This is a genomic window from Bacteroides zoogleoformans (genome assembly GCF_002998435.1).
GTDB classification, from domain to species: domain Bacteria; phylum Bacteroidota; class Bacteroidia; order Bacteroidales; family Bacteroidaceae; genus Bacteroides; species Bacteroides zoogleoformans.
On sequence record NZ_CP027231.1, the window covers coordinates 455,452 to 469,676 of the forward strand.

The window sequence follows — 14,225 nt, forward strand, 5'->3', positions numbered from 1 at the left end:
AACTCGGAATTTAAATAAAGGGCCACAACTATTTAAACTTTTCTTTTAGCAACGCACTCGGTTTATAGGTCAACACTAATTTAGGAGGAACCAGCATACGCTGTTTGGTATTCGGATTTACAGATATGCGCTCCGCTTTCTTCTTTACCTCGAATGTTCCGAATGTCTGTATGGAAACAACATTTCCGGCCTCAAACTGCCTTGTCATATTCGACAGCAATGAAGCAATCAAATCAGAAGTATCCTTCAAAGTATACCCCAATCTGCGTGATAATTCGGAAGTAAACTCTTTGTTATTCAAAATACCTGCTTTAAAAATAAGTTAGATGATTCGTCCATAAAGGTCGAAATCATCGGAATTGACAATCTCCGCTTGATAAAAGCCACCCATATTCAGCTGCGACTCTCCACGCTCTATCAGCACCTCCGGATCTACTTCCGGAGAATCGAACTCTGTACGACCGATATAATAGTCACCTTCCAAGCGGTCAATGACAACCTTCATCTTCCTGCCTACCTTCGCCGCACTCAATTCTCCTGAAATGCCTTGTTGAATAGACATCAGTTCGTCCAGACGCGCCTGTTTCACCTCTTGCGGAATTGCATCCTCATATTGCGCGGCGGCATAAGTGCCTTCCTCCTCGGAGTAAGCAAAAGCCCCCATCCTGTCGAAACGTACCTCACGGACAAAATCTTTCAGTTCTTCAAAGTCGGCTTCCGTCTCTCCCGGATGCCCCACCATAAGTGTTGTGCGAAGATGAATGCCGGGCACTTCCTTACGGAACCGCTCTATCAATCTGTAAGTTTCGGCCTTCGTCACATGCCGGCGCATTTTCCGCAACATATTGTCACTGATGTGCTGCAAAGCGATATCCATATATTTGCACACGTTGTCACGCTCACGCATCACACGGAAAAGTTCTGCAGGAAAATGGGCAGGATAGGCGTAATGCAAACGTATCCATTCCACACCGGGAACGGCCGCTATTTGCTCGATCAACTCGGGCAACATTTGCTTTCTATACAAATCCACACCATAATAAGTCAACTCTTGTGCTATGACCTGAAATTCCTTAACGCCACGCACCGTCAAATATCTCACCTCATCCAAGATTTCGCCCATTGGACGCGACACATGACGCCCGGTAATGATAGGTATGGCACAATAAGAGCACTTCCGGTCACATCCTTCGGATATTTTCAGATAGGCAAAATGATGAGGGGTTGTCAACGTACGCTCTATATGCAACTCTTCGCGATAAGTCTTTCCCAAATCCCGCAGCAATTCCTTCCAATTGAACTTTCCGTAGAATTTATCGACCTGGGGTATCTCTACAGCCAACTCTTTAAGGTAACGCTCCGAAAGACACCCCATCACGTAAAGCTTCTCCAAATCGCCCCTTTCTTTGGCTTGCGCAAACTCCAGAATCATATCAATGGATTCTTGCTTTGCATCGCCTATAAAGCCGCAGGTATTTATTACGGCAATTTGTCCTTTCGGAGCTTCGGCATCATGCGTCACGGCAAATCCCGCATCTTCCAGCTGGCGCATCAAATGCTCCGAATCCACCAGATTCTTAGAGCATCCCAATGTTATGATGTCAACCGTTTTCTTTCTCATTCATTTTCTCCAAACAATGAAGCCACAAATTCCTCTTTACGGAACACTTGGAGGTCTTCCATGCCTTCACCCAGACCGATGTATTTAACCGGTATTTTAAATTGGTCGGAGATGCCGATAACCACTCCCCCTTTGGCAGTCCCATCCAGTTTGGTGACAGCCATTGCCGTGACTTCAGTGGCCAGCGTAAACTGCTTGGCTTGCTCAAAGGCATTCTGTCCCGTAGAGCCATCCAGCACCAACAGCACCTCATCAGGCGCGTCAGGAACCACTTTTTTCATCACATTTTTTATCTTGATCAGCTCATTCATCAAGCCCACCTTGTTATGAAGGCGTCCGGCCGTATCGATAATCACCACATCTGCGTTGTTGGCCACGGCGGAATTTAACGTATCAAACGCAACAGAAGCCGGGTCGGCACCCATCTTTTGTTTCACCACCGGAACTCCTACCCGCTCGCCCCAAATGACCAATTGCTCTACGGCGGCGGCACGGAAAGTGTCGGCAGCACCTAAATAGACCGATTTACCTGCTTTCTTGAACTGATATGCCAGCTTACCGATAGTTGTGGTCTTCCCTACTCCATTGACGCCCACCACCATGATGACGTATGGCTTGTTTACAATCGGTGCCTCAAAGTCGTCCACATCGCCGGAGTTATTCTCCGTAAGTAGAGCTGCGATTTCATCGCGCAAAATTCCATTCAGTTCTTGCGCATTCATATATTTCTCGGCGGCAGCGCGCTTTTCAATACGTTCGATGATTTTCAAAGTTGTTTCCACACCTACGTCTGAAGTAATCAAGACCTCTTCCAGATTATCCAGCACCTCATCATCTACTCTCGATTTGCCAGCAATGGCCCGTGCAATCTTACCGAACACACTTTCTTTGGTCTTAGATAATCCCTTATCTAATGTCTCTTTCTTCTCCTTGGAAAAAAAACTAAAAAATCCCATATACTAAAAGTTTTATGCAACTTCATTTCAGAGCCGGCTTGACAAAGTCCGCGGATAGCACATTCTGTTTTATATTTCTTCCTCATTTACTCTCCTGCATGTGCAAGCTTACGCTTGTATAAGTGCAAGCTTACGATAGTACAAGTGCTGGCTTATGCTTGTACAAGTGTGAGGCGATGCTTGCGTAAGTGTAAATCACTGAAAAACTTTAAATTACAGAAACGCTATTCATTCATCCACGGAAATTTCGGACTATTCCACATTTTGTACAAAGATATAACAAAACTAACGAATAATAAAAACTTCATCCTTTTTTTTAAAAGAAATCCCCTCACCGGAAATTACCGATAAGGGGAGCTTTATATGATTCGTCAGCGCTTTACAGCTACCGCATTCATCTTTTTTATTTTTTGAAAAAGTCTTGTACCTTTTCGTTAGGAACCATTTGTTCATCAAAAAAATAAGCGCCGGTCTTCGGAGACTTAACCATTTTGATAACCTTTGTATAAGCACGACCTTCTTTATTTCCATCGCGCAAACTTGCTACTGTTTTCTTTGCCATGGGTTATACTGTATTATTTAATTTCTTTATGTACTGTCACTCTCTTCAAAATCGGATTATACTTCTTCAGTTCCAATCTTTCAGTCGTATTTTTTCTATTCTTCGTTGTAATGTAACGAGAAGTACCCGGCATACCGCTGTCTTTGTGTTCTGTGCATTCCAGAATCACCTGTACTCTGTTACCTTTCGCTTTTTTTGCCATAATCAGTGTTCTCCTCTACTTTTTAGCCAATAACTCTAATGCTTTTCCAATCACAATAACCTTTAGCTACTGCATCTTTCAAAGCAGCGTCCAGTCCTTTTTTATTAATAATGCGCAAACCATTGGCGCAAATGCTCAGGCTGATCCAGCAATCCTGTTCTACATAATAGAACTTCTTCTTAAACAAGTTCAAATCAAAGGTTCTTTTTGTTCTTCTCTTTGAGTGTGAAACATTGTTGCCAACCATGGCCTTCTTTCCGGTAATTTGACAAATCTTTGACATTTCTATCTTATTTTTATAGTTTTCTTTTTTGCCTGTTTCAAACAGAGCGCAAAGTAAGCACTTTTATAGTTACCAAACAAGTTTTTCCTAAAATAATTCACTGTATAATAGCATTTTTTCCTCATTTCAGCTTATCATAAAGCAGAAAAAGAACGTTTTGAATTGCTTTTTGCACATTTTCCGTTCTTCCCCAATCCCCCTCTTGTTTCATGGTTACAATTTCATTTTTATAGGCAACCGCCAGCCAAATTGTCCCCACCGGTTTCTCCGGTGTGCCGCCTCCGGGACCGGCAATGCCGGAAGTGGCAACCGCACAGTCGGAATTCAGCGATTTCATCGCGCCTTTCACCATTTCCGTGACGGTTTCTTCACTTACAGCTCCGTAATTTTCCAACGTTTCGGCAGAGACATGCAGCAACGTCTTTTTCACTTCATTGGAATAGGCCACCACGCCGCCCACAAAGTAGCCCGAGCAACCCGGCACGGAAGTTATCAAAGAAGCAACACCTCCTCCGGTACAACTTTCCGCACAGGAAAGAGTCAAATTCTTCGCCAATAGCAATCGGCCGATTTCTTCTTCTATCTTTTTCATTTGTTTATTATAAGAGGTTGTTTGAAATTTAATGAAATTCTTCTTTACCACCGCTGAAACCATACCCCAGCCGTATCAACGCCATGTCTTCCCCGTACCTTCTCCGCATCTATAGAAGCGGAGGATATGCGGAGTTGATACGGAGGTGATACGGAGTTGATACGGAGGTTATACGGAGGTTATACGGAGGTTATGCGGAGCGGATACGGAGGTGATGCGGAGCAGATAGGTTGGGATTCCCTACAATGTAACACGCGAATAAGCAGGCGCCTCCATCGGACAGAATTCCTTGTCCGCAAACTTAAAATACCCTGTAACCGCTATCATGGCGGCATTGTCTGTCGTATAACTGAATTTAGGGATAAAGATGTTCCAGCCATACTTCTCGGCATGCTCACGGAAAGCATTGCGCAAACCGTTGTTGGCCGAAACACCTCCGGCCACGGCCACTTCCTTTATCTTATATTCTTTAGCGGCCTTACGCAACTTATCCATCAAGATGTCAACGACAGTGGCCTCCAAAGAGGCTGCCAAATCGGCCTTGTGATGCTCTATGAAGTCGGGATCTTCCTTCATCCATTCGCGCAGAGAATACAGGAACGAGGTTTTCAAGCCACTGAAACTATAATCCAATCCGGAGATATGCGGTTTGCTGAACGAAAACGCTTTCGGATTTCCCTGCCGGGCCAGTTTGTCAATAATCGGGCCTCCGGGATAGCCCAGCCCCATCACCTTAGAACACTTATCAATGGCCTCGCCCGCGGCGTCATCGATGGTCTGCCCCAAAATCTCCATATCGTTGTAAGCCCTTACCAGAATAATCTGAGAGTTTCCACCGGAAACCAGCAGACAAAGAAAAGGATATTGGGGCTGTACGCTCTCTTCATCTTTCACTTTAATGAAGTGAGCTAACACATGTCCGGTCAAGTGATTAACGTCAATCATGGGAATGCCGAGCGAACGGGCGAAACCTTTGGCGAAAGACACGCCGACCAACAAAGAGCCCATTAATCCCGGACCGCGGGTGAAAGCCACGGCGCTCAACTCTTCTTTGGTTACTCCGGCGCGTTTCAGTGCTTCGTGCACCACCGGAACGATATTTTGCTGATGTGCGCGAGAAGCCAATTCGGGCACCACACCGCCATACGCTTCGTGCACAGCCTGACCGGCCACCACATTCGAAAGCAAGTAGCCGTCTTTGATGACTGCCGCCGAAGTATCGTCACAGGAAGATTCTATTCCCAAAATAATTGTACTCATAATGTTTATTTACGTTTAAACAGCGCAAAAGTAGTGATAAAAGTACGATTCATAACGTATTATTTCATATTTTTGTTGGCTGATTATAAAAATTAACCGCCTATCAGAAAGCTTAAAAGGATTGTGCGCCGGGTACTTGGCATTGTACTGGGATTGTATATCGGTACCATCATATTGTTGAACATTCCGTATGTCCAGCAAAAAATATCCGTATCTGTAGCCAATGAGCTCTCTTCCATGTTAGGCAGCCGGCTGACCATCGGCCGAATCAACATGGGGCTGTTGAACAGAATCATCATTGATGATTTGTTGCTGGACGACCGGTCGGGAAAAGAAATGGTAAAAGTGTCCCGCCTTTCGGCTAAATTCAATATTCTTCCGCTGTTCAACGGCAAGATATCTATCAGCAGCGTGCAGCTGTTCGGCTTCAATATCAATCTAAACAAGCAGACTCCCGAAGCCGAACCCAACTTCCGGTTCGTGCTCGACGCACTTGCTCCCAAAGATACCGTTCAAGAGCAAAGCGACCTGCCTCTTCGCATAAACTCACTGCTGGTTCGTCGCGGAAAAGTATCATATGACGTTCTTTCTGAAAAAGAGACACCGGAAAAATTCAACCCGCAGCACATTCGTTTGAGAAACATCATTGCCAATATTTCCCTCAAAGCCTTGCAAGGCGATTCCATTAATGCAGCCATCAAAAGACTGAGCATCGAAGAGGAGCACTCCGGACTTGAATTGAAAAAGCTAAGCCTTAGGGTTATCGGCAATAACCGGCAGATGAAGATAGAAAATTTTGCCGTCGATTTCCCGAACACGTCTTTGGCAATGGACACGATACACATGGAATATGACAGTTTGGGAGCCTTCGGCAATTTTGCCCGAGATGTACGCTTTTCGTTCCACATGCTGCCTTCTCAAATTGTCTTAAAAGACTTGGCGGCCTTTGTCCCTGCCTTCCGGTCTTTTAAAGAAAAGCTGGAAGTGGAAGTAAAGGCCAACGGCAGTATCGATCGGCTGAACTGTCCTCTTCTGTCCGTTTCGGCAGGAAATCACTTCTACTTAAATGGAGAGGTTTCTCTTCAAGACTTGTCCAATCCGGAAAGCACCTATTTATTCGGTCATCTGTCGCGCCTGTATGCCGACCCTGAAGGGGTTGCTTTCTTTGTCCGGAACTTCAGTGAAAGCAACAACGGCGTCTCTCCTCCTCTGCAACGTCTTGGCATCCTTTCTTTTCGCGGCGAAGTGTCCGGTTATTTCAGAGAGTTCGTAGCATACGGAAATGTAGAGACAGACCTCGGCAGCATCAAAACGGATGTAAAATTCAGTTCCGACAAGGATAAGGGATTTTTCGCCTATTCGGGGACGGTGGAAACTGAAAACTTTGAGTTGGGCAAAATGTTGGACGATGACACTTTCGGAAAGGTCATCTTCAACTTAAACGTCAACGGCAGGCATCACGACAATCAGTACCCGTCGGTACTATTGAAAGGACTGATAGCCTCCATTGATTATAGCAACTATACCTACGAAAACATTACATTAGACGGAGAATACAAGCAAGGAGGGTTCGTCGGTAAGGCCGCATTGGACGACCCTAATGGCTCCATCCTGCTGAACGGCGCCATCAACACCGCCGGCCAAGTGCCTGCTTTCAACTTTCGGGCAAGCATCAGCAAGCTTCGCCCGCATACGCTGCATCTCACTCCCGACTATAAGGACACGGAAATATCGGTCAAGCTGAATGCCGATTTCACCGGTGGGTCCATCGACGAGATGATTGGCGAAATAAACATCGACAGCCTACAGTTCATCGCTCCGGAAACGCACTACTTTATGGATAACTTGAAGATAGCCGCCGTAAAAGAGAACGAGCATCGGAAACGCCTGACCATACAGTCTGAATTTCTTCAGGGCCGCATTGAGGGCGATTATTCTTATCGTACACTGCCTGCCAGCATACTCAATATCGCACGCCACTACCTTCCCTCTATCATCCAGCCCGACAAACAACCGATGAAAACGGAAAACAATTTTCTTTTTGACGTACATGTCCACAACACTGAGCTGTTTTCTACCGTTTTTCAGATTCCAATCAAGATATACACGCACTCCACCATCAAAGGATACTTCAACGATAAGGCACAACGCCTTCGGGTGGAGGGCTATTTTCCCCGCTTCCGCTATAAAGAAAACTTCATCGAATCGGGCATGTTTCTTTGCGAAAATCCCGGCGACCGCTTCCACGTCAGCCTACGTCTCAACAATCTCCAGCCGGATGGCGCCACGAATGTGGCTTTGGAAGCGGAAGCGCAAAACGACAGTGTCCGGGCCACATTAAATTGGGGCAACAGCCACAAGGAGACTTACAGCGGCCGACTTGCCACCGTGGCACACTTCATCGGGCAACAAAAGAAAGAAGGACAGAGGCAACCGCCACCGCTGAAAGCCGTCATAGACATCTGTTCCACAAATGTAATCATCAATGACACATTGTGGAACATACATCCTTCTACGGTGATGATAGATTCCGGAAAAGTACACGTCAACGATTTCTTTTTCAGCCACAAAGACCGTCACCTTCGCATCAACGGGGTGATTTCGAAAGAGCCGGAAGATACCGTTCGTCTGGATTTGAAAGAAATCAATATAGGCTATGTGTTCGACATTGCAGACCTCGGAGTGAACTTCAAAGGAGAAGCCACCGGTCCGGCCTTTGCCAGCGGTGTGCTGGAGAAACCGGTGATGAGTACCGACCTGTTCATCCGTAACCTCGGGCTGAACGACGGATTGCTGGGCGATGCCGATATACATGGAGAATGGCATCACAACGTGAAAGGCATTTATCTGGACGCACACATCCGCGAAAAAGATATAGCGCAAAGCCACGTGCAAGGTTATATCTATCCGCTGAAACCCACCAGCTCGCTCGATCTTCAAATTGAAGCGAAAAACACCAATTTAAAGTTCATCCATTACTATATGAGCAGCATTACCCCCGAATTTAACGGGCGCGCCACCGGGCAGGTGCATTTTTATGGAAAATTCAAAGCTTTGACAATGCAGGGGCGTGTGTTTGCCGATGCATCCATGAAAATCGATGTGCTCAACACCACTTTCTCTCTAAAAGACAGCATCTATATAGAGCCGGAGGGACTGACTTTCCATAACAACCGCATTTTCGACACACAGGAGCACCAAGGAAGAGTGAACGGCTATCTGCACTACAGGCACTTCCAGAACTTGGAGTACAGCTTTAATTTCAACATCAATAATATGTTGATGATGAACACCAAAGAGTCGCCCGACTATCCTTTTTACGGCACCGTCTATGGCACGGGCAGTGCCACTATTGCCGGAAATCCTCAGAATGGGGTGAATATAGACGTTGCAATCACCACTGACCGCAACACCTTCTTCACATACATCAAAGATAATGTATCTACGGCAGTCAACAACCAATTCATCCGCTTTGTCGACAAGACTCCACGCCGTGCGGCACAAGACTCTGTCCGTCTTGCCGAATACGAGATGGCACAAAGGGCGATAGAAGAAAAACAGAAAGAAGAAAATACGGATATTCGCCTGAATCTGTTGGTAGACGCTACTCCCGATGCAACCATGAGAATAATCATGGATCCCATTGCCGGTGACTACATCAGCGGGAAAGGTAGCGGAAACATCCGCACCGAATTCTTCAACAAAGGGGACGTGAAACTGTTTGGCAATTATCAAATCAGCCAAGGAATCTATAAATTCAGTCTGCAAGAAGTATTCCGTAAGGATTTTACCATCAGAAACGGAAGCAGCATCAGTTTCAACGGCCCGCTACTCGACGCCTCTCTGGACATTACGGCCGGATACACGGTGAACTCGGCATCGCTGAACGACCTTATGCCTAATGATGCAAGCACTTTGGACTATATCAGCCAGACCAATGTCAAGGTGAACTGCATCATGGGGGTGACCGGACAACTGACTTCCCCTAACATCAAATTCGACATCGAGCTGCCCAACGAACGCGACGAAGTGCAGGCCATCGTGCGCAACTACATCCCTACCGACGAACAGATGAACATGCAGATACTCTATTTGTTGGCCATCGGCAAATTCTATACGCCTGAGAACCTGGGTGCCACACAGAACTCGAACATGATGTCGAGCGTAGTGTCGTCCACGCTTTCCGGACAGTTGAACAATGCCCTGTCGAACATCATCAATCTTAACAACTGGAATTTCGGAACCAACTTCAGCACGGGAGAAAGAGGATGGACAGATGTGGAGTTCGAGACCATGCTTTCGGGGCAATTGCTGAACAATCGCCTGCTCATCAACGGTAACTTCGGCTATCGGGAGAACCCGATGGCAAACACCAATTTTGTGGGAGACTTCAACGCCGAATGGCTTGTCAACCGCTCCGGCGACATTCGTCTAAAGGCATACAACGAAACGAACGACCGCTACTATACCCGAACCAATCTGACGACTCAAGGCATCGGCATTATCTTCAAGAAAGATTTCAACAGATGGAAAGAACTTCTTTTCTGGAACAAATGGAGACTGAGAAGGCTGAAGAAAAGACAAGAAGCAACTTCCGAAGCTCCTCTGCCTGCCTCAAACAACAAGGAGGCTGCTATGAGGAAACTGTCTCCAACACCTGCCGAAGCTCAATCCAAACGAAACAGAGAAGAGTAATGTGTATTTCTTTCTGCCTTCTACCGCTCTCATGTCTGCTCTTCCCTGCCTATACTTTACATCCACTCTGCCCATAGCTTAGGATTGCTCCCTACAGTATGTCATTAGAAGGGCAGCGGTCCGTCCGAGCCCACTCCTCCAAACGGATTGTCTGTCTGTGGCATGAAATCGGCAGCCGATGGAGGAGGCGGTGTGGCGACATTGCCTATGGGAGCGTTCATTCGCGAACCGAAGGTGGCTCCCATTCCATCAGATGGCGGTGGTATGACCATATCATCCTCCGGATTCTGGAAGCGGGTGTACTGTCCAATAAAGCGCAGACGCACGTCACCCACGGCACCGTTGCGATGCTTCGCTATGATAATCTCCGCCATGCCTCGCAAGTCCGCTCCATCGGCCGAAGTATATATTTTATAATATTCAGGACGATGAATGAAGCACACCATATCGGCATCTTGTTCGATGGCTCCGGATTCGCGGAGATCACTCAACTGTGGACGTTTCCCCTCCTCTCCTTCACGATTTTCCACTCCACGATTCAGCTGTGACAAGGCGATGATAGGGATGTTCAATTCTTTTGCCAATCCTTTCAGCGAACGAGAAATGGTACTTACTTCTTCCTGCCGGCTACCAAACGACATGCCGCTTGCGTTCATCAACTGAAGGTAGTCGATGATGATAAGCTTTACTCCATGCTCTCGCACCAAACGGCGGGCTTTTGTTCGGAGTTCGAAGACCGACAGTGAAGGTGTATCATCCACATACAACGGAGCGTCCAGCAAATCACGCAGTTTATAGTCCAGCTGTTGCCATTCGTAGTCTGCCAACTGTCCGCTCTTGATTTTCTCACTCGGAATTTCGCACACATTGGATATCAAACGGTTCACCAACTGTACATTACTCATTTCCAGAGAGAACAATGCCACCGGATTCTTAAAGTTCACGGCAATATTCTTTGCCATTGAAAGCACGAACGCCGTTTTACCCATGGCAGGACGGGCGGCAATGATAATAAGGTCGGATTTCTGCCAACCGGAAGTCATCTTATCCAGCTTGGTATAGCCGCTTTCCAGTCCACTCAGGCCATCCGTACGGGCAGCCGCTTTCTGAATCAGGTCATACGCTTCGGCAATAACGGGATTAATCTGCGTATAATCCTTCTTCATATTCTGCTGGGAAATCTCAAACAGCCTGCCTTCAGCTTCCTGCATCAAGTCGTCCACGTCCAGTGTCTCATCAAAAGCTTTGCTCTGGATATTGCTGGTGAAGGTTATCAGTTCGCGGGCCAACGATTTCTGGGCAATGATGCGCGCATGGTATTCGATGTGTGCCGAAGAAGCCACCTTGCCGCTCAACTGGGTGATGTAGAACGGTCCGCCCACCTCCTCCAGCACTCCTTTCTTGGCAAGCTGCTCTTTCACGGTGAGGATATCCACCGGTTTCTGATTCACTGCCAAATCGGTAATAGCCGAGTATATCAACTGATGCCTGTGTTCGTAAAAAGATTCCGGACGGAGAATTTCGCTGACCAGCGAATAAGCGTCTTTCTCAATCATCAAAGCACCAAGCACCGCCTCTTCCAGTTCCGGAGCCTGCGGCTGTATGCGCCCGTAGTCGTTGATTGGCTGTGGAGCCTTATTTTTCGGATTTCGGGATGTTTTTCTTTGTTCTGCCACTTCTGTTCTTTTAATATTATAATCTGATAAACCCTATTTCATAATCTGATATGCCTTTGCTTTTAAAAGGGGAAGCAAAGATAAGCGATTTTATTTATAGGGGTCAATAATTCATCGTTAAGTTTTCAGTCTACTATGAACAGAAATGGTTAACTTTGTCTCCGAATCGGGTTCCATGAACCCTAATAAACTTATAACCGAGCCATGCTGACTTTTCCAAATGCCAAAATCAATCTGGGATTGAACATCACAGAAAAACGTCCCGACGGATACCACAATCTGGAAACCATCTTCTACCCCGTCCCTGTGGAAGATGCGCTGGAAATAAACACGCTGAACGAAGGCGACCACAAGTTCCGCTTACACTTGTCCGGATTGGAGATAGCCGGGGAAGCGGAAAACAATCTGGCAGTGAAAGCCTATAAGTTGCTGGACGCAGCGTTCAACCTCCCCCCCGTAGACATTCATCTGTTCAAGCGCATTCCTTCGGGCGCAGGACTGGGAGGAGGTTCGGCTGATGCCGCTTTCATGCTGAAGTTACTGAACGAGAAGTTCTGCCTTGCATTATCCGACGAGGCGTTAGAAGATTATGCAGCAAGACTCGGCGCAGATTGTGCCTTCTTCATTAAAAACCGTGCGACTTATGCCGAAGGTATTGGGAACGTCTTCTCTCCCGTGGCGCTTTCCTTGAAAGGTTATCAGCTATGGCTGGTCAAACCCGATATTTTTGTTTCCACAAAAGAGGCATTTGCCAAGATAAAACCCCATCGCCCGGCACAGTCTCTGAAGCAAATCATCGAACGGCCCGTAGAAGAATGGAGAGAGTGTATGGTCAATGATTTTGAAGAAAGCGTGTTCCCGCAATTTCCTGCCATCGGAGCAGTCAAAGAGGAGATGTACAGGCAAGGGGCCGTCTATGCTTCCATGAGTGGCTCAGGCTCATCGGTTTACGGTCTGTTCAACGCAGACGCCCTGCTGCCAGATGTGGATTTCGGGGAGAAAGCTTTTATATACAAAGGAAGGTTCGGTGATATGTAAAACCAACGGTTCCACCTTACAGGAAAGCCCCCTATAAACAATTATAATGCTTATAGGAGGCTTATATTTTTATACTCTGTGCTTGGAAAAACATCCCCGCACCAATTACTCTTCCCTAACCGTTAACTGCTCTCAGCACACCTCCACTTTGGCGGCGATGCGTTTCGTCTTGTCGCGCAATGCATCAAGATCACCGTCAAGCGGCGCATAGCACAACACCACACCCATACGACGATTCACGCGGGTAGTTGGTTTGCCGAAAATGCGCAGATAGGTATCCTCTTCTCTGGTCACCTCTTCCAGACCACGATAGCCGGGCTGTTCTTGGCCGGAGATGGACGAGAGAATGACGGCACTCGCCCCTATACGCTCCTGCTTGATGCTCGGAATGGGCAGACCAAGCACGGCACGCAAATGGAGTTCAAACTCATTCAGGTTTTGTGTACCTGCCAATGTCACCATGCCTGTATCGTGCGGGCGAGGAGAAAGCTCGGAGAAGTAAACACCATTTTCGTGACTTAAGAAGAATTCCACTCCCCACAAACCGGCGCCGGTCAAGGCACGGGTCACTTTCTCCGCCATCTCTTGCGCTTCCTTCAGATGAGCCGGATGGATATGGGCGGGCTGAAAACTTTCGCGATAATCGCCTCCTTTTTGTACATGACCGATGGGAGGACAGAACAATGTCGGCCCGTTTTTCTGCGTAACGGTGAGTAGCGTTATTTCACTATCAAACTTGATAAACTCTTCGATTATAAGTTCCTTGATGTCTCCACGGCTGCCGTTACAGCCATATTCCCAAGCGTGATCCAGCTCGTCGGCACTCTTCACGAGAGACTGCCCTTTGCCGGAAGAAGACATCAACGGTTTTACCACACAAGGGAATCCTGTCTTTCCGGCTGCTATTTTCAGTTCCTCCAAAGACGTGGCATAGAAATAATTGGCAGTCTTCAGCCCCAGCTCCTTAGCGGCCAAATCGCGTATGGCCTTGCGGTTCATGGCGAAGTTCACCGCACGCGCACTTGGCACTACTTGGATACCCTCTTTCTCAAAATCATATAAACACTCCGTACGGATGGCCTCAATCTCCGGCACGATAATCTCCGGCCGATGCTTACGAACCACACGTTCCAGCGCCTCTCCGTCCAACATACTGAAGACCTCGCTCTCGTCCGCCACTTGCATGGCAGGTGCTCCGGCATACGAATCACACGCTACGACATATTGCCCCTTACGCTTGGCAGAAATCACAAACTCCTTTCCCAATTCGCCGGAGCCTAACAATAAAATTTTCTTCATCTGTTTTCTATCTGTTTGACCTTTCCATGTGGACGCGTGTT

The 14,225-nt window shown here is 47.1% G+C and carries 12 protein-coding genes; 2 read left to right on the forward strand and 10 right to left on the reverse strand.

What is annotated here, in order from left to right:
• Window positions 1-28: 28 nt before the first annotated feature.
• From C4H11_RS01970 to tsaD, 8 genes are all read right to left on the reverse strand, one after another.
• Entirely contained in the window at window positions 29-301 is a 273-nt protein-coding gene (locus C4H11_RS01970; protein ID WP_106040270.1) for an HU family DNA-binding protein, read from the reverse strand.
• Between the two features lie 21 nt (window positions 302-322).
• The gene (gene rimO / locus C4H11_RS01975) at window positions 323-1,621 is read right to left on the reverse strand and encodes a 30S ribosomal protein S12 methylthiotransferase RimO (RefSeq protein ID WP_106040271.1); all 1,299 of its coding nucleotides are present in this window, start codon (window positions 1,619-1,621) and stop codon (window positions 323-325) included.
• Window positions 1,618-2,577, reverse strand: a complete 960-nt coding sequence (gene ftsY, locus C4H11_RS01980) for a signal recognition particle-docking protein FtsY (protein WP_106040272.1) — start codon at window positions 2,575-2,577, stop codon at window positions 1,618-1,620. Before ftsY ends, rimO begins: the two co-directional genes overlap by 4 nt.
• Window positions 2,578-2,980: 403 nt before the next feature.
• Window positions 2,981-3,139, reverse strand: coding sequence for a DUF4295 domain-containing protein (locus C4H11_RS01985; protein ID WP_106040273.1), 159 nt, complete (start codon window positions 3,137-3,139; stop codon window positions 2,981-2,983).
• A 13-nt stretch (window positions 3,140-3,152) separates the two neighbouring features.
• A complete protein-coding gene (gene rpmG / locus C4H11_RS01990; protein ID WP_002560155.1) occupies window positions 3,153-3,341 on the reverse strand; it encodes a 50S ribosomal protein L33 in 189 nt (62 codons plus the stop codon).
• A 22-nt stretch (window positions 3,342-3,363) separates the two neighbouring features.
• A complete protein-coding gene (gene rpmB, locus C4H11_RS01995) occupies window positions 3,364-3,624 on the reverse strand; it encodes a 50S ribosomal protein L28 (protein WP_106040274.1) in 261 nt (86 codons plus the stop codon).
• 121 nt (window positions 3,625-3,745) lie between these two features.
• Window positions 3,746-4,216, reverse strand: a complete 471-nt coding sequence (locus tag C4H11_RS02000; protein WP_106043020.1) for a CinA family protein — start codon at window positions 4,214-4,216, stop codon at window positions 3,746-3,748.
• Window positions 4,217-4,456: 240 nt separating this feature from the next.
• Window positions 4,457-5,476 carry a tRNA (adenosine(37)-N6)-threonylcarbamoyltransferase complex transferase subunit TsaD gene (tsaD, locus tag C4H11_RS02005; protein WP_106040275.1) on the reverse strand — a complete coding sequence of 340 codons (1,020 nt, stop codon included), beginning with the start codon at window positions 5,474-5,476 and terminating at the stop codon, window positions 4,457-4,459.
• A gap of 204 nt (window positions 5,477-5,680) precedes the next feature.
• Here tsaD and C4H11_RS02010 point away from each other — a divergent pair, with 204 nt between their 5' ends.
• Window positions 5,681-10,171, forward strand: a complete 4,491-nt coding sequence (locus tag C4H11_RS02010) for a translocation/assembly module TamB domain-containing protein (protein WP_106043023.1) — start codon at window positions 5,681-5,683, stop codon at window positions 10,169-10,171.
• 104 nt (window positions 10,172-10,275) lie between these two features.
• Here the strand turns inward: C4H11_RS02010 and dnaB are convergent, their stop codons facing one another.
• The gene (gene dnaB, locus C4H11_RS02015; RefSeq protein ID WP_106040276.1) at window positions 10,276-11,847 is read right to left on the reverse strand and encodes a replicative DNA helicase; all 1,572 of its coding nucleotides are present in this window, start codon (window positions 11,845-11,847) and stop codon (window positions 10,276-10,278) included.
• A 204-nt stretch (window positions 11,848-12,051) separates the two neighbouring features.
• On the opposite strand from dnaB, the gene ispE reads away from it, so the two are divergent.
• Window positions 12,052-12,885, forward strand: coding sequence for a 4-(cytidine 5'-diphospho)-2-C-methyl-D-erythritol kinase (gene ispE, locus C4H11_RS02020; protein ID WP_106040277.1), 834 nt, complete (start codon window positions 12,052-12,054; stop codon window positions 12,883-12,885).
• A gap of 132 nt (window positions 12,886-13,017) precedes the next feature.
• Here ispE and purT read toward each other — a convergent pair whose 3' ends face one another.
• A complete protein-coding gene (gene purT / locus C4H11_RS02025; protein WP_106040278.1) occupies window positions 13,018-14,184 on the reverse strand; it encodes a formate-dependent phosphoribosylglycinamide formyltransferase in 1,167 nt (388 codons plus the stop codon).
• Window positions 14,185-14,225 lie beyond the last annotated feature (41 nt).